Genomic DNA, 23,254 nt, shown 5'->3' on the forward strand with positions numbered 1-23,254 from the left:
TTCTTAAGCACTATTCTATGCTGCACAGGCATCTATATCAATTGAAAGTTAAAGGCTTCGGAATATAATAAAAATGAGAAATTCAACGGCTTTAGGTCTAACTTGCTCGCTATTTTTTAGTCTTAATTCTTCGACTGTTTTAGCTGCAGAAAAAGAAGGTTCTCAACAAAACAGTCAATTAGATTCCTTAGAGAAAATCCAAATTCGTGGCATCCGCGGTAGTATTGTCAAATCAATAGAAACTAAGCGTTATAGTAATACGATAGTTGATGCTATCACCGCTGAAGATATTGGTAAATTTCCCGATAAAAATGTAGCCGAATCCCTACAAAGAATAACCGGTGTATCGCTTACTCGTGTGCAAGGAGAAGGTGAACGCGTTGGTGTTCGTGGTACAGCTCCAAGTCAAAACAGAACCTATATCAACGGCCAAAACATTGCTTCCGCAGATTGGTGGATTTCATCACAACCCAACCGTGGCTTTAACTACACTCTACTGCCAGCTGAAATAGTGAGTTCATTGGAAGTGCAAAAGTCACCCGAGGCAGATCATGACGAAGGCTCTTTAGGCGGTTCAATTAACATTAAAACCCACGCGCCATTAGATACTCCCGACAATCGATTTATTGGCACTGCACAAATGCAATACAGTGATGTATCCGGAGAGAGCGATCCGCAGTTGTCGTTATTTTTCAACCAAATTAATGACGATAAAGATTTTGGATTTTTAGTTTCTCTAACTCGTCACGAACGAAGTCTTAGGCGTGATGGTTTAGAGTCTTGGGGCTGGGCTGAAAGAAACTTTAATCAAGATGCCCAAGGCAATTTAACTGCCACTAAAAGCCCGACCGCTGATTTAACCAATATCTGGTCTGCCGGTGGTGGTGGATCAGCTGTATTTGAACAACAACGTGAATTAACTAGTGCTATGGTTACTGCGCAATATCAACCAAACCAAGATTGGAATATTGAATTAAATACCTTGTACTCGGTATTAAATGCCGATAATTCAAACCAGAATTTTTTATGGCAACCTAGCTCGGTTTATGACAGAGGTGGCCATATTTCTGAGCACACCATCATTGATAATACGTTAGTGCAGGCAACATATAGCCAGGTACCTAAAACAAACGCTGAAAGTGTGCCTTTTAATACATCAATGGAAGCCATTTGGCGACAATCAAAAATCACTACCAGCCTAGTACACCTTATGGTTGAGCATGATTTTGACTACTGGCATGCCCAATACCAAATAGGCATTACCCAAGCAGACGGTGGTACCAGCAAAGATTCAACCTCACAATGGTCTGCCAATACTGAGTATTCAGTAGATTTACAGCAAAATAAAGATATTATAGCAAGCTATCAAGTTGATCCAAATGATGCCAGCGCTTGGCAAATTAGTGAAGTTCGTGAGGATTCACAAAACTCAACAGACAGTGAGTTTTTTGTACAAGCAGACTTTGAACATCAACTTGACCGACCTTTTATACAATCAATAAAGTTTGGTGGTAAATACAAGCAACACCAAAGAGATTTTTACCGATTACGCTCTAAAAATGGTGGTTATACAGGTATGGCCGGTGATCTAGGCTGGACATTGGCAGATTATGCTGCGCCCTTCCCCTCACATTATCTTGATGGAATTGGTTCAAGCCAAACATTGAAAAACTATGCTTTTGCCGATATAAATTCTCTTGAACAAAGTTATCAAACCTTGAACTTTGTTCAAGGTGAAGAAAAACCGAGTACCTTCGACATTACCGAAAGTACCTTTGCTGCCTACGGTAAAATTAATTTTTCTGGTGAAGATTACCGAGGAAATCTAGGTATTCGAGTCGTTCATACCCTACAAGATGCTTCGGCCTTTCAAAAGGTAGAAGAAGTTGAAACTATCTATAATGATTACCAGTGGTATAACACTGATAAAAGTTATACCGACATTTTGCCTAGTATCAATATTGTTATGGATTTTAATGAAGATGTACTCTTTCGTGTTGCTGCTTCAAAAGTCATGTCTCGGGCTGAATACCATCACTTAATGCCATCGACTAATTATAATGTTACGCAGCGTCAGGGCGCCGGTGGTAACCCAGAGTTAGAGCCTTTCAGAGCAACCAATTTTGATCTAGGAGTAGAATGGTACTTTGACGAAGCCGCACTTTTTTCTGTGGCTGCATTCCATAAAGATATTCAATCGTTTATCGATATTAAACGTTACCAAGAAACTTATGAAGGTAAGAGTATGATAATAAACCGCCCAGTAAATGGCAGCGGCGGTAGTATTTACGGATTGGAATTAAACCTACAACAAGAGCTTTTTTATGGCTTCGGCCTTATTGCCAATTACACCTTAGTTGAAGGTGAAAGAAAAGACACTTTAACCGGTGAGAACATCAATATTCCGGGTAACTCAAAACACAGTACCAACCTAACCAGTTATTATGAAAATGATTGGTTAAGCACACGTTTGTCATATAACTTTAGAACTGAGTTTGCTACAGGCGTAGGTGAAGAAATAACGGATGATTATGGCCAATGGGATATCAACGTATCCTTTAGCGTAACTGACTATTTATCATTGGTTTTTGAAGGTATTAACCTAACTGATGAGATTATTTATACCTATGAGCGCAATGAATATGCACCCATTGGCATTTATAAAAACGGCCGACGTTATTACGCCGGCGTAAGGGTAGGTTTTTAACTAAAACTGTGCAGAAAAGCTAAGCGAGTAACCATCTTGGTCAGCCTCATACTTGTCATTATCATTGGTATTATAACCAGCTTGCACTGAGTAATTATTATTGATGAAATAACTAGCAGCTATACCATAAGTGTCCGCCATATCAAAAGCATCATCCTTACTATAAAAAACAGACACTGACGTTTGTGTATTAAAGTAATAACTACTGTTAATACTCCAGCGATCCTCAGCAAAAAAGTTATCACTATTATCAATAGTGTAATCACCACCCAAAACTAAATAGCTCTCTTGTGTTAACGATAAAAAGTATCGAGAAGAAAGCTGATGAATATCAAAGTCTTCGTCAACATTGTAAGTAAAACCTAGGTAGTCAGAGCCCGATAATTGCAAATTATAACTGGCGCTATAATTAAAATAATCATTGTCGACATTATAATAGTCATGCTTAGTATCGTCATAATAATAATCAGCGCGAATAACTAAATTCTCTAAAAGAAAATACCCTAACGAGGCTGAGTACCCCTTATCACTTCTATCAACGGAGGGACTGTCAGATGCATCACTTACATAGGTAACATCATATTTAGTATAATTATAACCAGCACCAACTAAGAAATGATGGCTAATCCATTGTCCCCCTATATTTAGACTGTTGCTGCTATTTTCCCAACCAAAATCATTGCCTTGGTATGCAGTAGAACTTTCAGAATCATTATTGCTTAGCAAAGCATAAATATTGCTGCTGCTATTAATGTAATCAAATTCATTTAAGGGACCAAGTGCCTGCCGCTCTTCGAAAAAATATTGGCTAAATAGAGAAAGGTTATCTGAGTCCGATTTACTATGATAATCAGCCAAAGGAATACTTAACGTAGTGTTATCCTGCGAATAAGCTAACGAAGAAAAAGATTGATAACTTTCAGCAAAAGCCGCATTACCGATAAGTATTGAAGCTATGCTTGATAGTTTTATAAGAGATGGTAGCTTTATGGAAGTTGCTTGCTTCATCGTGAATATCCTTATTATTTTATTGTCCATGAAAAATTAGAGTGAATATGACACTAATAGTTTTATTAATCTACTAATCCTCTAATAAACTTACATTTTTTATACAAAACCCTTACAGATACACACAATCGTAAGTTACCAAACAAAGCACTAACAACTTAAGCAATACACTCGGTATACTAGGCAGTATATTACTTTCTAAACTCCCTATATTGTGAGCAGGTCGCGATGAGCAACATTAAATTTTCAAGCTCAGAAACAGAGCAATTGGTGACTAAAATCCAAGGTTATTTTGCTAAGGAATTAGACCAAGACCTTGGTCAGTTTGATGCTGAGTTTTTATTGGGTTTTTTCTCAAAAGAAGTTGGCGCTTATTTTTATAATCGTGGTTTGTTTGATGCACAAACTATTATTGTTGCAAAGCTAGAACATGTTAGTGAGATGGTTGAAGAAGGCATTAATGAAATTGAGAAACCAGTCAGTTAATTTATATTCTTATCAAAGTGAATAAGATGCTACGGGTAATAAAAAACCGCGATTAAGGAATTAACTGCGGTTTTTTTAGCGTAAAGTTAGAGTTGTTGAATTGAACTAATTTGCTTCAGTCTCAATAAATTCAATTTCTTCAGCCACTAACTCACCCTTGCTATTAATTGTTCCTTCAACCTCAATCAATACACCTTTGCTCAAGTTACTGGCATTACCATTTTCAAACTCAGTTTGTAGATTAGTCGTGACTTGATGGCTATTTACCATAAAGTTTATAACACTGGTAAAGGTATCAATAGTACCTAACAATTCAACATCGTTATCTTCACCTTCAATCTCAACCTCTAGTGCTAACCAGCCATTTTCTGTGAAGGTAATTTCAGTCTCTACTTCATCACCTTTAGTTATAGTCAGGAAAAAGTCACCTTGATTAACTGTATTACCATGAGCGTCTTCAAACTTAGTTTGTCCATTCGTTAAAATAGTAATACCTTTTACTGAGAAACTTGGTAATGCAAAGCTATCAACAACACCTTCAATATCATAGGAGTCTTGCTCAATGCCGCCAGTTTCTTCACGTTCAACTTTACGACTGATTAAAACGCTATCAACTTCATATGCATCAATATCTAGCTTGTCACCAATGGCGATGTCAGTGAAATTAAAATAACGTAATGCTTGCTCTGACTCATCCTTATACTGAGTGTACTCATCTACAGTAAATTCTTGACCAAAGAGGGTAAAGCTAGTGTCTGTCACTGACTCAACAATGCCTTCAAGGCTAATTTCATTTTCTAACTCGACTCTAATGCTGTTAATTGGATAAATAGGTGTTGTTGACTCTTGTTCAATGACGGTGGCAACTAAGCTAATTTGTCTACCTATTTGTAAATCATCATCATCACCTTGAGTAAAGTCAGAACTATCCGTCAATACATATTTTCGGCCTGATAACTTTATTATTGTTGTCTCTTCTGCTTTATCCATATCCTCAACAATGCCGGTAACCTCTAATGTACCATCAATAAATAAAGTTAGGCCTTGAGCTGTCACTTCATCTGCAATAAATTCATTATTAATAGGGAAGAACTTACTTTTGATTTGTACCAGAGAGCCAGCATTCAATTGTCCGGTAATGTCCGCATCAACATAACTTACCAACAACTGGCCTATAGTGAAGGTTTTGTTTACTTTATTAATATTACTTATCGTACCTGTTAGCTGATGCTCCGCCTGCTGTTCTTTAATTTCTAGATAACTAACCACAAAGTTACCGTATTCATTTTCAAAGGCACTTAGTTCAATAAATGAGCCGACAGTTAATTCACTAAAAAGCGCATTATCAAGATTAGTCGCTTCGGTGATCAGGTAAGTTTGCCCTAGTATAGTTAACGATCTAGTAGTTAGGTCAATAGCATCGATAGCGCCAACAGCATCAGCAAGGTATGTCACCTCAAGTGCACTAGGATCATCAGTAGATGATTTTTTCGCCGCAACAACCACCTTCATGCCCACTTTAAGCGCCGCTTCATCACTTTTCCTACCATTAGCAATAATGTAACTGTCTTTAGTGGTATAACGAACGCCATTAACATAAACGCTACCAAAGCCACTGATCACACCTGAGCTGGTTACATGGCTTACAGGCTCTTCATCGTCTGAGCCGCAACCAGTTAAAACTAAGCTTGCTATAGCAATAACCGCTATTGATTTATATAAATGACGCATAACTACAATTCCATTAGATAATTTTCCGCAAGTCTAACACTGGCTACTTTAGTTTTTACGCTACAACATTGTTGTTTTTTGTTATTGTCTGTAAGCTCGAAAAGACATAAAAAAACTCGCCTAAGCGAGTTTTTTTATGTCTAAATTATATGATGATTTATTTAGTTGTTACCGGAAAACCACGATCACGCATTAACGCTTCAACTTTAGCATCACGACCTCTAAAGGCACGATAAGCTTCACTTGGATCAACGGCATTACGCACACTAAATAAATGTTCAACAAGTTTATCGGCAACTTCTTTATCGTAAAAACCACCTGGCGCTTTAGCAAAGGCTTCAGCCGCATCAGAGGTTAAAACTTCTGCCCACATGTAACCATAATAGCTTGAAGCATAACCTTCGCTGCTAAAGATATGACCAAACTGAGGACTACGATGACGCATAACAATTTGCTTAGGCATTTTCAGGGCAGCTAAAGTTTCACGTTCAAACTTATCGGCATCAATACCTGTTGGATCTACTGTATGAAACTCCATATCAACTAGCGCTGACGCTAAATACTCAGTGGTACTAAATCCTTGGTTAAAAGTTGCTGCTTGTTTAATTTTTTCTACCAGTGATTTAGGCATTGGCTTGCCCGTTTTATAATGCACTAGGTAGTTATCAATCACTTCATCTGTTGATAACCAACGCTCTAATAACTGTGATTGGAATTCAGTATAATCACGTACACCAGAATTTAGTGTTGGGTATTCAACTTTAGACGCTAAAAAGTGCAATGCATGACCAAACTCATGGAAATAAGTTTCGGCATCTGACCAAGAAATCAACGTAGGTTGTCCGGCAGCAGCTTTAGAGAAATTTGAGTTGTTAGAAGATAAAACATTCTTCTTACCTTGGAAGGTAGTGTGAGAACGATAAGTCGTTGCCCAAGCACCTGAACGTTTACCTTGGCGAGCAAACGGGTCTAAGTACCATAAACCAATATGTTCACCTGAGGTTTTATCTTTTACTTCCCAAACACGCACATCTTGATGAAATACCGGCACAGAGCCATCAGTAATTTCACTAAAGTTAAAGTTAAATAAACGCCCTGCTACATAAAACATAGCTTCACGAAGGTTATCAAGTTGTAAGTATTGTTTTACTTCATCAGAGTCTAAATTGTATTTATCTTTACGAACTTTTTCAGCATAAAAGCGGTAATCCCATGCTTCTACTTGCTCGATACCGTCTTCTCTTTTACCGATAGCTAACATGTCAGCAACTTCTTCATCAACACGGGCAATGGCTGCTGGCCAAACTGATTCCATCAAAGCAATAGCATTTTCCGGCGATTTAGCCATACGGTCTTCTAAGCGCCATGATGCATAGTTTTTATAACCTAATAAACCAACACGTTCGTGACGTAACTGTAATATTTCCGCAATGATGGCATTGTTATCATACTGATCGCCATTATCACCGCGGCTATAGTAACTATTCCACACTGTTTTACGTAAATCACGCTCCGTTGAGTAAGTTAAAAATGGGTCCATTGACGAACGTGTATTGGTAATAGCATATTGACCTTGATGATCACGCGCTTCTGCTGCAGCTGCCGCTACACTGATAATTGACTCAGGCAAACCACCTAATTGTGACTTATCTAAATACAATACATAGCCTTCTTCGTCCGCTAAAATATTATTACCAAACTTAGTTTGTAACTGCGCTAACCGTAGGTTTATGTCTGCATAACGCTTTTTATCTGCGGTATTTAAGGTCGCGCCATTGCGAGCAAAACTGTTATAAGTTAATAACACTAAACGCTGATTAGCTGAGCTCATCGCTTTAGTTGCATCACTGTTATAAACCGCTGAGATACGCTTGAATAATTTATCATTTTGATTGATTTTCGAATAAAACGCTGACAATTTTGGCGCTATTTCACTTTGTAATGTTCTAAATTCAGGGCTTGATTTATTTGAACGCCAAATACCGTAATAAGTGAATAGTCGACTTAGCTCAGCACCCGTTTTTTCCATGGCGACAATAGTATTTTCGAAGGTAGGTGCATCACTGTTATTAGCAATAAGCTCTACTTCAGCTAGTTTATCAGCCATTGCTTGTTCCATCGCTGGCACTAAACCTGCTTGGGTGACTTTATCAAAGGCTGGTACCCCCTGAAAAGGTCCTTGCCACTTAGCCAAAAGAAGTTCTTGTGACTCTTGTACTGTTTGCACGCGAGTCACTTTATTTAATGTATTAGGCGCTGGCTGAACATCAGTAGTTTCGGTTACTGTTGAGCACCCCATCAAAATACTAGAAACTAAAAATGCTTTGATAAACTGAGCTTTCATTGAATGTTCTCTTTTTATAGTAATTCCCTTTAGTGTATCAAGCATAGAGTAGAGGCGAAATGCCTCAAATGACAATCTATCGCAAGATCAGGACAACTAAACTTATTTCAGCTTGAGCATCAAATTTAGGACATAAAAAAGGCCGGCTACAAACGTAGCCGGCCTAAAGGGGAGTGGAGTATAACAAGTCTATTTAGTCCTTCTCAGTCCTTAAGAATGACAACGAAACGATTTGATATGGGTTGGGAGCTCCCCTTAAACTGTGTAAGTAAGTTTTTATTCATTATTTGCATACAACTTACTTTTTTAAAAATTAGTCTGTCGCTTTGCTTGTATTTTTAGCAACAAAATCAACTAGCTCTTGTTCTGTCAGTAATTCATCAGCATTATTATCGATTGCTTTAAAAGATTTTACTAACCAATCATTTTTACCTGCAAGTACTTCTTGTTGACTTAATTTGCCATCTTTATCACTGTCTAGCGAAGTGAAAGTAAACTTGTCATTTACTGCTTTTATCTCTTCGGCAACAGCAGGGCTGGCTGAATGTTCAACATGTGCTACTTTATTATCTTCAGTGTTATGAGCATGAGCATCATCAGCACTGACAAGAAAAGAAGCCATACTTACGGCGACTACAAATGCGGTTACTTGCGTTAAACTGATACTATTCATGGTAAACCTCTTTTAAATAATTAAAGCGAGCAATTTCGCTGATTAAATTCATTATCGATAAAGCTATAGCACACAGCGTGCCACATAATACATAACATTGATTTAAAAGGTTTTTTATAAAAACATAAGCTTTCCCCTCTGTTAAGCCCCCCTAAAACTGTCGCTGATGACCAACAGGTTAAAATAATTATAGAAATCCATAAACAAAGTAGTTACAAATACAAATCAAAACAAAACAAATACAATAACTTAACGAAAAACACCTCAGACACCCACCCCGTCTCCAAATAAAGACACCCTTGTTTTTGATTGATTTTTCAGACAAAGTAGCTGCAGATTTATTCACCTTAAAAGACTTCAGGCTAAATTCTCATGGTTTACCTTAATGACCTAAAAAAAATTAAAGCGATATTAAGTAAATTATCCTTGTCATTTTTTATTTTTAGCCAATCATTACTTAATAAAATTTCTATAAATAAACTGACATTAATAGGCTTTATTTTTGTAGCTTTACCTTTAGTGATGGCTTTACTTTTTGGCGCTAACAAAGTCAGTCAATTAGCAAAGCAAAGTACTAGCGCTATTTATCATGTTGCTCAACTAACTCAACTAAATAACAAACTTGATGACACTATCGCAAGAGTTGAGCGTTATGCTAGTCAGTATGTTGTACTCAAAGATAATGAATTACTCACCCTTTTTAGCCGCCAGCAACAGATATTAGCAAGCATAATCCAAGAAACTGTGTTTATGCAGCAAGATATAGTATTAAAGGAATTATTAAACACATTAAAAATTGAGAGTGAAAGAATAGAAAAGTTGATGGCTAGTGATCGTGCTGTTTTACTCTCGTTAGAGCAGACGCAAACAGAATTTAAGCAATTACGCAGTATTGGTGAGCAGCTAAAAAAACGCAGTAACTTTGTCGTTAATCAGCAGGTACTTGATATACACCTTACTACCGAAAACATTAGTAAAAGTATCCTTGAGCGTTTATATATTATCCCTATTACCTTTTTCATAGCGGGTGTATTTATCATATTAATTACTAAACCGTTAAAACGACTCACTGATAAAATTCAGCTACTAGAGCAAGGTAACTTTGAACAAGAAATTAATTTACATGGCCCCGCTGAAATAAGAGAAATAGCTGATGCGCTTGAGAATATGCGTCAACGACTTCATACTCTTGAGTTACAAAAGTCGAGTTTCATTCGTCATATATCCCATGAATTAAAAACCCCGTTAGCAGCAATTAGAGAAGGTACTGAGCTTATCTATGATAATAGCGTGGGTCCGCTCAACGACGAACAACAAGAAATCTGCGATATTATTCGTGTTAGTGTCAATCGCTTACAACGCTTGATTGAAGATCTGCTGGATTTTAATATTGTCTTAGATTCAACCAGTTTATATGGCTCTGAAAAAATCAACTTAGCACAACTGATAAGTGACGCCTGTCAGTTAAGAAAGCTCGACATAAAATCAAAGAACTTGACCTTAAAGTGTAATAACAGCCCCTACTTTCTTAACAGCAACAGCAAACAACTCAGCGTCATTTTAGATAACATTCTATCTAATGCGATTAAATATTCGCCCACAAATGGCGTTATCAAGATAACTTACCAAAGTAGCAAGGAGTGCTTAACAATTAATATTATTGACCAAGGCCCAGGTATAGAAGCATCGCTCAGTGATAAAGTCTTCGACGCCTTTTATCAGGGTAAACCTCCACAGAACAGCCAGATTAAAGGTAGTGGTTTAGGTCTCACCATAGTTAAAGAGCTATTGCTGCGCCTCAATGGCAGTATTAAGGTTACCGAGGCAGAAAAAATCAGCGCCACCAACAAAAAAGGTGCTTGTGTCACCATTACTTTACCTAATACACCAACAGATAAATCATTATGAAGCAAAACAAACAAAGCTTAACAGCAGTAATTATGTTTCGCGTTAAACATTGGCTGTCAATGGGGCTGATTACTCTGCTAATTAGCTTATCTAGTGCTTGCCAAATGACAACACCCATTACTAATACCAATAATGTTGTTGATTATAGCCAATACTATTTATCGCTAAAGCACTTATCCAATAAAGAAATTATTGCTGAAGAAAAGCATCTTGAAATCCTAATTAATACTAAATACCGAGAGGATCAAGTATCTAATCAAGGCAAGCTAATTTTAATTTACAGCTTACCTAATACAAAACTTCATAGTCCATACAAGGCCAAACGGTTACTCAATGAACACTTACTCGCTGGTGATAAAATAAGTGCAGAAAATTTTGCCTTTACCATGTTACTTAGAGACCAACTAAACAGCCAACTGCGTTTACTTGAAAAGCAACAAGCGGCGAGAATTAATTTCAATAATCAGGCAGATGAACATCACCGTATTATAAAAGAATTAACTCAACAATTAGAGCAAGTGAACCAGCAGCTAATATTGTTGAAGAGAATTGACCAGAACATTAATGAGCGTGGCTAAGCCATGAAAAGAGAGAAGGTTTTATGAGCCAAAGCACTAAACCAGCAAATAAAAATTCGGCAAAAATACTTATAGTCGATGACGATCCTAGCCTATTACGTTTACTTAGTATTCGTTTGTCCGCTGCAGGTTATAACGTTGAATCGGCTGCTAATGCTAAAATAGCACTAGGAACTTTACAGCATTTCATCCCGCAAGTAGTGATTAGTGATTTACGTATGGAAGGTATGGATGGCATGGCTTTATTTGAACAAATTAGAGTACAGCATCCTAATATTCCTGTGGTGATAATGACGGCGCACGGTACCATTCCCGATGCTATAAACGCCACTAAACAAGGCGTATTTAGCTTTTTAACAAAACCTTTTGAAAGCCAAGAGTTACTCGACACTGTTGAACAAGCTATTCGTTTACAACCGTCGAGTAGTGAGGCAACTTGTGAAACTGAGCTGTGGCGAAATAACATCATTAGTCGTAGCACGGTAATGACTTCACTATTGCAACAAGCGAAACAGGTCGCTAACAGTGATTTCAGTGTGCTTATTCACAGTCAAAGTGGTACCGGAAAAGAACTATTGGCCAAAGCAATTCATCAAGCCAGTAAACGAAAAGACCAGGTTTTTACCGCGATAAACTGTGCGGCAATACCAGAACAACTACTCGAGTCTGAGTTATTTGGCCACGTTAAAGGCGCCTTCACTGGCGCTGAACGCAATCACCAAGGTTTATTTCAAGCCACCGATGGTGGCACTTTATTTTTGGATGAAATTGGCGATATGCCGCTTAGCTTTCAAGTAAAGTTATTGCGCGTTTTACAAGAGCGAGAAGTACGCCCAGTAGGGAGTACTCAAGCAATAAAAGTCGACGTTCGTATCATTTCGGCAACACATGTTAATCTAACAAAAGCGATTAAAGCCAGTACTTTTAGAGAAGATTTATATTACCGTCTCAATGTTGTTGAGCTTGAGCTGCCTACTCTAGTACAGCGCCGTGAAGATATTCCGTTATTAGTGCAGTACTTTTTAAATCAAGCCGTTGCACGTTCTAACATGCCGATAAAAAGCATTAGCCAAGAAGCGATGGAGTTACTAATTAGTGCTCCTTGGCCGGGAAATATTAGGCAGCTACAAAATGTGGTAGAGCAAAGTGTTGCTCTTTCAAGTGAGAGTGTTATCAGTGCGGGTTTAGTAAAAAATGCCTTGCGTGATGATTCAACCCAGTTTCCGTCTTTTCAACAAGCGCGAGATCATTTTGAACGAGATTATTTATCAAAATTATTAAAGATTACCGCGGGGAATGTCTCACAAGCAGCGCGAATTGCTCAGCGTAATCGTACCGAGTTTTATAAATTACTCAATCGTCATCATTTAGTCGCTGAATCATATCGTGAAGATTAAAGTTGTCTATTAAACAAGATTTAAAACTAAGAACATATTCAGCTTAGTAAGTCACAATGACTCAATGTGACTTACTTTTTGAGGTATTAAGTGAATTAGTTTTAAAGTTAATTAAGTTTAAAATCTAACGCTCTTACTTTAATATTTACGCCAGCATCGCTTAACTCCTGGTAAAAATCACCTTCCTGGCAATAACTCACCTGCCGACAAACAATAACGTATTTTAACACGCCAGCTTTACTACTTTGCAGTGCTGCTTGTTTGAACCAGAACATTGCTTGCTCTAAATCTTTATCAAGGTATTGAGCGTTCAAATACATTTGCGCCAAGTTCACTTGTCCCTCTGCAAAGCCAAATTGAGCTGATTGACTAAATCGTTGGAAAGCTTGCTGCAAGTTGTTTTCTAAATAATTAGACTTAAGTAAGCTTAATCCTTCAAGGTTTTCTCGCTTACCCGGAATATACACTTTTGTGCTAAGTTCAGACTCTGGCTCATTGATATAGTTGCCATACAGCATATTTTGATCCGGCCTTTTTATCATATAAATTGCTTTCGAGTCATACATGCTCTCTAACTGTACTAGGGGTAAATCATAACGCTTGGTCTCGAAGTAATCTTTAAACCTTAGTTGGCCATAACGGATACTATCTTTAAGTGACTGTTGGCGTAGGTAAAACATATTGCCATAAAGCAGTGTCACGATATCACCCGTGATATCGACTACTTTGGCAATGCGATACTTTTGTTTTGGCCTAAGTGAATCACTCAGTAAACGAAAGTCTAAAAAGTAAATATCATTAATTTTAGGGCTGGAAAGATAAAGTGAACTCTCATCATTTTCTTGTTGAGATTGAGTCGACTTATTATAAATAAAAAGGCACAAGGAGATAAAAGCAATAACTTTAATGGTGTTGGCAACACTTAAGTCTATACCAGTAATCCAGCTAGCGAGCCACTTGTTCTTCACTTGTCTTTCAATTCCCTTTTGTAGGTTGACCTTATCCATTCTCCCCCCCTAAATCTATTTTTCGGTTACCAATAAAACGCTAAAACTAATCTTAAAGTTAATATGATTAGCACTTATCAAGCCTTAATCGCTATTTATTAAGTAGCCTAGCTTGTAACCAAGCTGAAATATTTGTCAGTTGCTCTGGTAATACCGAGTGTTCCATTGGGTAACTTTGCCAAGCTACTTTATAGTCAGCTGCAATTAACAATGAGTTTGCCATTTTACCAGCACTCATTGGTACCACATCATCTCGGTCACCATGATTTTGCAAAATAGGCGTTGCAGCATTGGCTGCATGACATTGCTCAGGTAATTTATCTGCTGTTGGTAAATAGCAAGATAATGCCAAAATACCGGCTAAACCTTGTGAAAACCGTAGACCGGTAAACAAACTTAATACGCCACCCTGACTAAAACCCGCTAAAACGATGTTTTGAGACGTTATACCTAAATCGATTTGCTCTTTAATTAACGCTTGCACACGTTTTTCAGACTCAAGCACGCCAGCCATATCAGCGCGGTTATGTAAATCCATGCTTTTGATATCATACCAAGAGCGCATAACATAACCCTGGTTAATGGTTACGGCTTGCTCTGGGGCATGAGGAAATATAAAACGAATACCGTGATTTTTGGGCAAAGCTAACATAGGTACAATTGGGGAAAATCCTGCGCCTGAATCGCCCAGGCCATGTAACCAGATTACACAGGAAGTTGCAGGGGATTTTGGCTCTACGGTAATTCGTTCAAGTGGCGTTGCTGACATAAAGTTCAATCATTTATTCGTTAGTAAAAAGATGCCACATCATAACAACCGTTGATGCTTGTGGCAAAATTGCAGTTAATAATTAGCTCTAACTTACTTAAAGCTACCCTAGCTCCACCTAAAAAACTTGTTCTTACAGTAACTTACCAACATTACTTTGAAAATAGTCTAAAAATGTTCTGGTTTTACGAGCAATATTCCGACTTTGATAAAGTACACTTAATCGCTGTGCAACACTTTCCCGACTCAGCGATAACCGTTGTAGCCCCTGTTGTTGACCAATATTATTGAATTGTTCATCTCTGAGTGCATCATGTTTTAATAGCTTATTTCTTTTTAGATTATTTTTTACTACATAATCCGGTAATTTACATAGACCTAAACCTTGCTCTGCTGCTTGCAGACGCATTTCAGGGCTAGAAAGTACTAACTTACCGCTAACATTTACCTGCTCTACCTTATCAATATTACGAAAGTGCCAAGGCTGATTTTCATCGGCCAAAATACAATCAAACTGGCTAAGCTGCTCAGGACTTACCTTTTTGTTAGCAAGCAACTTAATTTCTACTGTAGCAGCCATTAAAGGTGAAAAATAAATGGACTGTGGAAAACTGACTAGTTCTTTAGCAATCCAGTTGGATGATGGCAAGACTTGCTCATGTAAAACAAAACAGAGATCAAACTTAGGATCAAATTCAGGAATAGCGCCTGAGTAGTGCTGACAATTAAGGTTGATTTTAGGATAACGTCTCAGAAAGTCACCTATTAAAGTACTAATTATTTTATTAAAAAACTCTAACGGTAAGAGAATATTGAGCTTACCTTGAACTTGGTTCAGTGAAGAAAAAAGTTGCTCTTCAACTTTAGTTAACGCATCAATATGCTCTTTACTGGCACAAAAAAGTAAGCGACCGCTTTCAGTAAGTTCTTGCTTACGTGTTGTGCGTAAGAGTAGTTCACAACCTAATTTTTTTTCTAATAAGACCAAACGTCGGCTTAACTTAGATTTTGCTATGCCTAGCTCTTTTGCTGCCAAGGTAAACGAGCCTGCTTCTACTAAGCTGACAAATAAATGTAAATCGTCTAAATTACTCAACTTCATGCCACCTTACCTTCACCTGTAAATTGTTTCATTTATAGAACAATGAATTCTATTAAACACATCTAATAATACAATTACAACTTAAGTACACTTGTTTGACTGGTTGTTAGTTGCTTACAACTAACAACACATAGCCACATAATGGAGTACATCATGAGCACAGAGACACAAGTAAAGGTTGAAGAAATTTTAGCTGAACAATTTAATCAAGAAGTAGAACAAGCCAAAGGTAAAGTATTAATAGATTTTTATGCGCCATGGTGCGCGCCATGTAAAATGCTGGCGCCTGTAGTTGAGCAAATAGCCCAAGATAATGCGGATATTAAAGTAATAAAAATCAATGCTGATAACAGTCAAGCGCTTATGGCTAAATTTGGTATACGAGGTATTCCAACATTGTTGTTAATAAATAATGGTGAATTAGTGGCAACACAAGTTGGTGCAGCTTCTGTTAGCCAAGTTACGCAATTTATTCAACAAAATTAGCCTTATTACTTAATACCTAAACATCTACATTGCAGCCTATCCAGGTATAAAATTGTCATTTATAGCTGGATAGGTTATCAACATAACCTAGCTTAGATTCATACTATGCTTGGACAACTTTAACTTTGGCATCAATTTCATTATTCGTTTTAGCACTATTTTTATATGAGTAATCTACTTTTCATTGATCTATTTCAGACATAGTAACTTGATATTCTTTACAATCATTACTTACTATTCACTACAGTCATTATTAATCATAACGTCGTAATCATCTTAGATGTATAAAAGGCACACAAATGATGCAAATCAACGACTTACAAACAGAACAAAAAATTCCACCGCCGTTACGTTTAGGCTTCAGACCCTTTTTCCTTAGCGGTGCAGTTTTTAGCGTGTTAGCCATCACGGTTTGGTTATTAATGTATAAAGGCGCTATCAGCTTATCCCCCTTTGGTGGCGGCTACTGGTGGCATATCCATGAAATGATTTTTGGTTTTGGCGGTGCCATCATTGCCGGATTTTTATTAACTGCTGTACAAAACTGGACTGGCACACGAGGTGCGCAAGGAAATGTATTATTAGCTTTATTTATGCTCTGGTTAGCAGGTCGTATTTTTCTAGTAATACCCGAATTATTGGGTCTAACGCTAACCAGTATTATCGACTTAGCTTTTCTACCTGCCGTTGCTTTTGTTTTAGCAAAACCCATTATTGCGGTAAAACAGTATCGAAATTTATTCTTTATACCGCTATTAGCTTTATTTACTTTCGCTAATTTAGAAATGCATTTAGCGATATACTATCCTGAAATATTCAATAGCGTATATTCTGGTTATGCTGGTGTTATGTTAGTGACATTTTTAATGTCTGTCATGGCTGGCCGCGTTGCGCCTATGTTTACAGCAAATGGTACAAAAACCCCCAAGGCAACGCCATTACCTTGGTTAGATAAAGCGGCAAATGGCAGTTTAGCTATTGCTATGTTCAATTTGCTACTTCACCCTTTAGTTGGCTTTTCTCCAATATTCTTTGGCATATTACTTATAGTGGCAAGCATATTTCAAACTATACGTTGGTTAAGATGGCATCCTTGGATAACCTTAAACGTACCACTTTTATGGTCTATACATGGCGCGATGAAATTTATCTGCTTTGGTTTATTTGTGCTTGGTATCAGTTATTTAATCTCTGACGTACCGAGTAATCACGTTTGGCATTTATTGACTATTGGCGGTATGGGTGGTTTGATTTTAGCGATGATTTCCCGTGTTTCCTTAGGTCATACTGGCCGCCCTTTAACACCACCAAAAGCAATGACCATAGCCTATATCCTAATAAATTTAGCTGCACTACTACGTGCATTCGGTCCATGGGCTGTGCCTGATAAAACCTTATTATTTATTGATATAAGTGGCGGCTTTTGGATTATGGCTTTTGTTATCTTTATTGTCGGTTATGGACCTATGTTAATGAGCGCCAGAAAAGATGGTCGACCTGGCTAAGCTAATATCCGGGGTAAACAGTCAGTACAGCTGATTGTTTTAGTTAGCTAACACTTAGCTTATACCGACTCAAAGCTACGTAAAAGTTAAATCACAGTTAGGTAAATCTGCGTGAAACCTAAGTAAAGCTTCACTTAATAAGCCAGCTAGTATTAAATGTACTCGCTGGTTTATTGTATTTCCAGTCAGAAAAAATTAACTAATTCCCCTAAAACCATAGAGTACATTCATGCGTGCGGTATTTTTAGATAAACAAACTTTCAGCTCAAACATCGACCTATCAGCTATTGAACAACAAGTTACTAAATTAACTTGTTATGCCAATACTTCGCCAAGTGAAATAATAGATCGCTGCCTTGAGGCCGAAGTTATTATTACCAATAAAGTACTTTTAACCGCAGATATTTTATCGGCGTTACCTAAGTTGAAACTCATTTGTATTAGCGCAACTGGTTACAATAATGTTGATATAACAGCGGCAAACCGCTTAAATATTGCCGTTACCAATGTTAGTGGTTACGCAGGACAATCAGTAGCCCAATATGTATTCGCTCAGTTGCTCGAATATTATCAGCAAATAAGTCATCATAATAACAATACTGAACAAGGCTTATGGTCAACAAGTAGCGCCTTTTGTTACCACAGTAACAGCATTAATGAGCTTGCCAGTAAAACCATCGGCATTGTTGGTTATGGTAGTTTAGGTAAAGCAGTGGCAACTATCGCCCACGCTTTTAACATGAAGGTACTTATTGCTGAGCGCCCAAAAGCGAAATCGATTAGAGCAGAGCGAACAGCTTTTAATCAAGTTATTGAGCAAGCCGACATTATTAGTTTACATTGCCCACAAACACCTGAAAGTGAGAACTTAATCAATGTTGAGATTTTGTCACAGATGAAAAATAGCGCTGTGTTAATCAATACAGCCCGCGGGGCATTGGTTGATGAAACGGCTTTGCTAAGTGCTTTAAAAAACAAAAAAATTGCTTATGCTGTATTAGACGTTTTAATGCAAGAACCGCCGCCAGCAGATCATTTACTGCTTAACGCTAAGTTAGCAAACCTTAAAATTACCGCCCATATTGCTTGGGCAAGTATTGAGGCACAACAGCGACTGATTAATTTATTAAGCGACAATATCCATGCATTTAAGCAAGGCGAGTCTGTAAACCGATTAGACTAATTTATATCAAATTAATTAATTTAAAATTACGCGTTAAATAATTTTCATAGAAATTTACTTTAACTTCACCACAGCTTTGTTATCTTAGCATTGAGATAATCAGACAAATGCATTATAAAAAACATGACAAATTTAAAAGATAACATTGACTATTTCCCCTTAACATTAGAATATTTTTCACAAGTGATAACCCTAGCCAACCTTGTTCATGGCGAGGGTTATTTGGATATTGATAAATTGGTAAAGTGGACAGATAAAGGCACAATTAATAACATTAACTGCAGTTTTGTTGCCGTACTTGATAACAAAGTGATTGGCTTTCGCAGTACTTATTCAGCCAATACATGGCAGATAGATCAGTGGTGCAGCCCTGATTTATGGCAAGTAGACAGTAAAAAATGTTGTTACTTCAAATGCAATACTGTTGATGAAAAACACCGAGGTTTAGGCATTGGTAAGCAGCTATTAAAACTTGCCATTGAAGCGGCAAAAAAACAAGGTGCTCAAGCGGGCATAAGTCATTTATGGAAACAAAGCCCCAATAATAGTGCTGTGTCATATTTCACTAAATGTGGCGGAAAATTAATAACTTCTCATCCAGATAAATGGAATGAAGAGAGTAAACAAGGTTACAACTGCATTTTATGTGGCCATGATTGTCATTGCGAAGCCGCCGAGATGATTATTTATTTTGATAGCTGATAGCGTTAGAGGCTGGGGGGATGTATTAAGAGTAAGCTGTTAATTCAATTAAGCTCAAATAAATTTAGTTTTGTTTAGATTGAAACTATAACTCAATATTATCGGCTTCACTATTGAGCAAATTTTTTATATGTTTGAAAATATCCTCATTAAATAGCGCTAAGCCTTTGCGAGTAATGATGAAAGATGAGGCGCTACCTACGTCATGGGCGATAAGATCTTCATGGCGTAAAAAAGCCAGCGTCCCAATATGGACGGCACGTTTTCTTACATCACCATCAAGTTCAGGAAAGACATCATTAAAACCAATTTCTGTTGGCATAGGAAAATGTTCTGCCAACACTTTTAGTATAACCACTGCCGACTCATCAAATTGGTCAAAACTAACACTCATCTTATTTCCTTTATTTTTCAACATATCCTCTATAGTTAAAATATAGCAGAGTTAAATCATTTATAAAATCGATAGCAATCCTCCTAACTAACATTTTTATCCACTTGAATTATACTCAAATGAGCTGTAGTGCTTTTTACTCACTAAGTTTCATTTACTGGAAGGATATTATGTTATTGCTATTACGATACTTCTGCCTATGTTTGATAACCTTACTTGCCACTACAACGTTACCATTTGAGCAAATATCCCCACCTTCAGCTGCTAATAACCCGAAAATAATCTGGATAATTGAAGATACTTTTGAATGGCAAGATTATATCAATAAAATCTATAAAACCACTTCACAAGAAACTGCTACCATAATCATGCGCGGTTTAGGGGAGCTTGGTTATCAATTAGAATTTGTTAAAGCGACCGGCGATAGGGCTGAAAGAATGTTACATAACGAAGTTAGTGCCTGTATCTCCAGCCGCATAAAAAACACCACACGTGAAAAGTTCTCTATTTTTAGCCAACCACACGAAATTTACCTTGGACAACAATTGTACCGAGTAACACAGGCTTTGCCCTTAAATGATAATGTATTAAATAATCAAGGAGAAATCATTAGCTTAGCGCGATTGTTTGCTCATTACCCTGAACAAGTATTGGCTATAGGAAGCGGAGTTTCATATGGCGTAAGGATAGACCAACAAATAGCAAAACTGAGTAATAGTAATATTTTTATACGTGCCGGAGCCAATAGAATTGAATCGTTAATGAATATGTTACTCAAAAATAGAATTGATTATATTATTTCTTACCCCCAAGATATCAATATTATTAACCAAGATGCTGTGCATTTAGAAAGTTACACTATCGCTGACAGTCCACTCTATTTTATTGGTCACGTTTCTTGCTCAAAAACAGCATCAGGACAGAAAATAATTGATAGTATTAATGGCATACTTCAACAGGCATATCTTAGCGATGAGCTCTATTTTGCTCATGAAAAGTGGTTGCTCACTGGTGATCTACCTAAGCTTCGAAAATACTACCAAGAGGTGTTTCATTTCTTACCCAAAGCTAATTAATATCAAGCTCTTTTGACTTAAATTTCTATAGGTAAATGCCAGTTTATTGGCTGAATATCATAATTAGCTAACCAAGTATTGGCTTGAGAAAAGTGTTGGCAGCCAAAAAAACCACGATAGGCAGAAAGTGGTGACGGATGTGGTCCAGCTAAAACTAAATGTTTGTCTTGGTTAATGTTTTTACCTTTTTTATGAGCATGAGCTCCCCATAAGATAAAAACACAGCCATCATTATTTTCATTTAATTCAGTAATCACTTGTTCAGTAAACGTTTCCCAACCGAGTTTTGCATGAGAGTGAGCATTCGCTTGTTGTACTGTTAATACGGTATTTAACAGTAATACTCCTTGCTCTGCCCATTGAGTCAAGCAGCCATGTTTTGGCGTGTTAAAGTCTTTGATATCCGTGCTTAGCTCTTTATATATATTAACCAAGGATGGTGGCACTTTAATACCAGATTGTACCGAAAAGGCTAAACCATGAGCCTGATCTTTTCCGTGATAAGGATCCTGCCCCAAAATAACAACTTTAACATCAGCTATATCAGCATAATTGAAGGCATTAAAAACATACTTTTCTGCTGGGTAAATAGCAATTTCAGACGATCTTTGTTTTGTTATCTCACTAGTTAAACTTTGAAAATAGTCTTTGTTGGCTTCACGATTAACTAATTGTTGCCATTGTGGTTTGATCATAATTTTCCTAAAACTAATGCCTTAAAATAATAGCTTAAAAGTAAAAAAGCCATCACCGACGGTGATAGCTTCATATTTTACGGTAACTAGAACTGATTAGCATACTCAAATATAATATTGAGCTGAATCAGCGGTCAACTAAGCTAATAAATAACTACGTAAGTCACTAAAATTAGCACTTAGGTCTTGCGATAAAGTTGGCTCGCCTGCACAATCTGCTAACTCTTTTGGTAAACCCAGCGGTTGACCCAGAATACTTTCGACAACGTCTTTAAATTTAGCCGGATGAGCAGTGCCTAAAAAGACACCAAATTCGTCCTCTGTAGCGCTATATTGTAATGCTTTATAAGCAACAGCGGCATGAGGCTCACTAATATAACCCAATTTACTAAGTTGAATTACTGTTGATTGAGTTTGTTCTTCATCTATAGCTACTGAACTCACACAACCTTGCTCAACTATGCCGTTTTTAAGCATATGTTCAACGCGCGGCCAATTATTTGGGTTACTAACATCCATAGCATTTGAAATAGTCGCTATTGTTTTATTGGGTGTCCACTCGCCAGTTTCAAGATAACGTGGCACTGTATCATTGGCATTAGTAGCGGCAATAAAACGTTTAATGGGTAAACCCATTGCTTTAGCAAATAAGCCCGCAGTTAAGTTACCAAAGTTACCACTTGGGATTGAGAATACGATTTGGCTTAGGTCGCTTTTAGCACGAGATAGTTGTGCTACCGCTTCAAAATAATAACATACTTGCGCTAACAATCTACTGATATTGATTGAGTTGGCTGAATTCAGACCTATAGTGTTAGCCAGCTCTTTATCATCAAATGATTTTTTGACTAATGCCTGACAATCATCAAAATCACCATCAACAGCTAACGTCTCAATATTACCACCAAGGGTTGTAAACATTTTTTCTTGTAATAAGCTAATTTTGCCTTTTGGATACATGATAACAACACGAATGTTATCAATACCATGGAATGCATGAGCAACGGCTGCCCCCGTATCACCAGAGGTTGCTGTTAAAATGGTTAACGGCTTAGTTTCGCCGCTGGCTTTGCTATCTTTGGCAACAAAAGCTTGTAAACATTTCGCCATAAATCGAGCGCCAAAGTCTTTAAACGCTAATGTTGGCCCGTGGAACAACTCTAAAATAGCGCGCTCAGGGCTAATAGGTTGTAATAATGCAGGGAAGTTAAAAGCATCGGTAACAATGTCAGTTAATTCACTTTTGGTTAAATCACCTTCAACAAACGGTTGTAATATTTTGACGCTACGCTCAACTAAAGGTAAGGCGAGTAATTCGTCTATATTATCTAATTTAGGCATAACACTTGGGAAAAACAGGCCCTGATTTTTACCTAAACCTTGTTTAACTGCTTGTGCGAAACTTACCTGCTCATCATTTTCTTTTAAATTATAATATTTCACTGCTGTTCCTAATAATCTGTTTACTAAGTTTTTTAACAATCGGCGCTTATCTATTAAAGC

General features: G+C 37.3%; 20 protein-coding genes. 10 read left to right on the forward strand and 10 right to left on the reverse strand.

Translation table 11 applies throughout. The features are described from left to right. Positions 1-73 precede the first annotated feature (73 nt). Positions 74-2,707: a TonB-dependent receptor gene (locus GAB14E_RS06635; RefSeq protein ID WP_033083379.1), complete on the forward strand. Its 2,634-nt coding sequence runs from the start codon at positions 74-76 to the stop codon at positions 2,705-2,707. On the opposite strand, the gene GAB14E_RS06630 is transcribed toward GAB14E_RS06635, so the two are convergent. Next, the gene (locus GAB14E_RS06630) at positions 2,708-3,715 is read right to left on the reverse strand and encodes a putative porin (RefSeq protein ID WP_033083380.1); all 1,008 of its coding nucleotides are present in this window, start codon (positions 3,713-3,715) and stop codon (positions 2,708-2,710) included. Positions 3,716-3,943: 228 nt separating this feature from the next. Here GAB14E_RS06630 and GAB14E_RS06625 point away from each other — a divergent pair, with 228 nt between their 5' ends. After that, positions 3,944-4,201 (forward strand): DUF2164 domain-containing protein, encoded by a 258-nt coding sequence (locus GAB14E_RS06625; RefSeq protein ID WP_033083381.1) that lies wholly within the window; start codon positions 3,944-3,946, stop codon positions 4,199-4,201. 105 nt (positions 4,202-4,306) lie between these two features. On the opposite strand, the gene GAB14E_RS06620 is transcribed toward GAB14E_RS06625, so the two are convergent. The 3 genes from GAB14E_RS06620 to GAB14E_RS06610 all read right to left on the reverse strand — a co-directional run bounded on the left by GAB14E_RS06620 (position 4,307) and on the right by GAB14E_RS06610 (position 8,949). Next, on the reverse strand, positions 4,307-5,932 hold the full coding sequence (locus GAB14E_RS06620; RefSeq protein WP_033083382.1) for a DUF5666 domain-containing protein: 1,626 nt from the start codon (positions 5,930-5,932) through the stop codon (positions 4,307-4,309). 157 nt (positions 5,933-6,089) lie between these two features. After that, a complete protein-coding gene (locus tag GAB14E_RS06615) occupies positions 6,090-8,276 on the reverse strand; it encodes a M3 family metallopeptidase (protein WP_052093882.1) in 2,187 nt (728 codons plus the stop codon). Positions 8,277-8,589: 313 nt separating this feature from the next. Further along, on the reverse strand, positions 8,590-8,949 hold the full coding sequence (locus GAB14E_RS06610; RefSeq protein WP_033083383.1) for an EF-hand domain-containing protein: 360 nt from the start codon (positions 8,947-8,949) through the stop codon (positions 8,590-8,592). Positions 8,950-9,321: 372 nt separating this feature from the next. Between GAB14E_RS06610 and GAB14E_RS06605 the strand changes: the two genes are divergently transcribed. From GAB14E_RS06605 to GAB14E_RS06595, 3 genes are read left to right on the forward strand one after another with little or no spacing between them, the layout of a single operon-like run. After that, positions 9,322-10,857 (forward strand): sensor histidine kinase, encoded by a 1,536-nt coding sequence (locus GAB14E_RS06605; RefSeq protein ID WP_033083384.1) that lies wholly within the window; start codon positions 9,322-9,324, stop codon positions 10,855-10,857. Continuing rightward, positions 10,854-11,435 carry a hypothetical protein gene (locus tag GAB14E_RS06600; protein ID WP_033083385.1) on the forward strand — a complete coding sequence of 194 codons (582 nt, stop codon included), beginning with the start codon at positions 10,854-10,856 and terminating at the stop codon, positions 11,433-11,435. The genes GAB14E_RS06605 and GAB14E_RS06600 overlap by 4 nt, the downstream gene beginning before the upstream one ends. Positions 11,436-11,458: 23 nt before the next feature. Beyond that, complete coding sequence (locus GAB14E_RS06595; RefSeq protein ID WP_033083386.1) at positions 11,459-12,832, forward strand: sigma 54-interacting transcriptional regulator; 1,374 nt, start codon at positions 11,459-11,461, stop codon at positions 12,830-12,832. 107 nt (positions 12,833-12,939) lie between these two features. On the opposite strand, the gene GAB14E_RS06590 is transcribed toward GAB14E_RS06595, so the two are convergent. The 3 genes from GAB14E_RS06590 to GAB14E_RS06580 form a co-directional block, all read right to left on the reverse strand. Further along, positions 12,940-13,839 carry a tetratricopeptide repeat protein gene (locus tag GAB14E_RS06590; RefSeq protein WP_052093883.1) on the reverse strand — a complete coding sequence of 300 codons (900 nt, stop codon included), beginning with the start codon at positions 13,837-13,839 and terminating at the stop codon, positions 12,940-12,942. A gap of 91 nt (positions 13,840-13,930) precedes the next feature. Then, positions 13,931-14,608: an alpha/beta hydrolase gene (locus GAB14E_RS06585; RefSeq protein ID WP_033083387.1), complete on the reverse strand. Its 678-nt coding sequence runs from the start codon at positions 14,606-14,608 to the stop codon at positions 13,931-13,933. A 133-nt stretch (positions 14,609-14,741) separates the two neighbouring features. After that, positions 14,742-15,710: a LysR family transcriptional regulator gene (locus GAB14E_RS06580; RefSeq protein WP_033083388.1), complete on the reverse strand. Its 969-nt coding sequence runs from the start codon at positions 15,708-15,710 to the stop codon at positions 14,742-14,744. 153 nt (positions 15,711-15,863) lie between these two features. Between GAB14E_RS06580 and trxA the strand changes: the two genes are divergently transcribed. The 4 genes from trxA (at position 15,864) to GAB14E_RS06560 (ending at position 19,586) form a co-directional block, all read left to right on the forward strand. Beyond that, positions 15,864-16,196: a thioredoxin gene (gene trxA / locus GAB14E_RS06575; protein ID WP_052093885.1), complete on the forward strand. Its 333-nt coding sequence runs from the start codon at positions 15,864-15,866 to the stop codon at positions 16,194-16,196. A gap of 299 nt (positions 16,197-16,495) precedes the next feature. Continuing rightward, positions 16,496-17,701 (forward strand): NnrS family protein, encoded by a 1,206-nt coding sequence (locus GAB14E_RS06570; protein ID WP_052093886.1) that lies wholly within the window; start codon positions 16,496-16,498, stop codon positions 17,699-17,701. 229 nt (positions 17,702-17,930) lie between these two features. After that, positions 17,931-18,884 (forward strand): D-2-hydroxyacid dehydrogenase, encoded by a 954-nt coding sequence (locus GAB14E_RS06565; protein ID WP_033083389.1) that lies wholly within the window; start codon positions 17,931-17,933, stop codon positions 18,882-18,884. Positions 18,885-19,007: 123 nt separating this feature from the next. Then, positions 19,008-19,586, forward strand: a complete 579-nt coding sequence (locus GAB14E_RS06560; RefSeq protein WP_033083390.1) for a GNAT family N-acetyltransferase — start codon at positions 19,008-19,010, stop codon at positions 19,584-19,586. A gap of 85 nt (positions 19,587-19,671) precedes the next feature. Here GAB14E_RS06560 and GAB14E_RS06555 read toward each other — a convergent pair whose 3' ends face one another. Next, a complete protein-coding gene (locus tag GAB14E_RS06555) occupies positions 19,672-19,980 on the reverse strand; it encodes a hypothetical protein (RefSeq protein ID WP_033083391.1) in 309 nt (102 codons plus the stop codon). A 170-nt stretch (positions 19,981-20,150) separates the two neighbouring features. Between GAB14E_RS06555 and GAB14E_RS06550 the strand changes: the two genes are divergently transcribed. Next, on the forward strand, positions 20,151-21,056 hold the full coding sequence (locus GAB14E_RS06550; RefSeq protein ID WP_033083392.1) for a hypothetical protein: 906 nt from the start codon (positions 20,151-20,153) through the stop codon (positions 21,054-21,056). Between the two features lie 17 nt (positions 21,057-21,073). On the opposite strand, the gene ung is transcribed toward GAB14E_RS06550, so the two are convergent. Further along, complete coding sequence (gene ung / locus GAB14E_RS06545; RefSeq protein ID WP_033083393.1) at positions 21,074-21,751, reverse strand: uracil-DNA glycosylase; 678 nt, start codon at positions 21,749-21,751, stop codon at positions 21,074-21,076. Positions 21,752-21,889: 138 nt separating this feature from the next. Beyond that, complete coding sequence (thrC, locus tag GAB14E_RS06540) at positions 21,890-23,194, reverse strand: threonine synthase (protein ID WP_033083394.1); 1,305 nt, start codon at positions 23,192-23,194, stop codon at positions 21,890-21,892. Positions 23,195-23,254: the final 60 nt, after the last annotated feature.

The sequence above is a fragment of the Colwellia psychrerythraea genome (assembly GCF_000764185.1).
GTDB classification, from domain to species: Bacteria; Pseudomonadota; Gammaproteobacteria; order Enterobacterales; family Alteromonadaceae; genus Colwellia; species Colwellia psychrerythraea_B.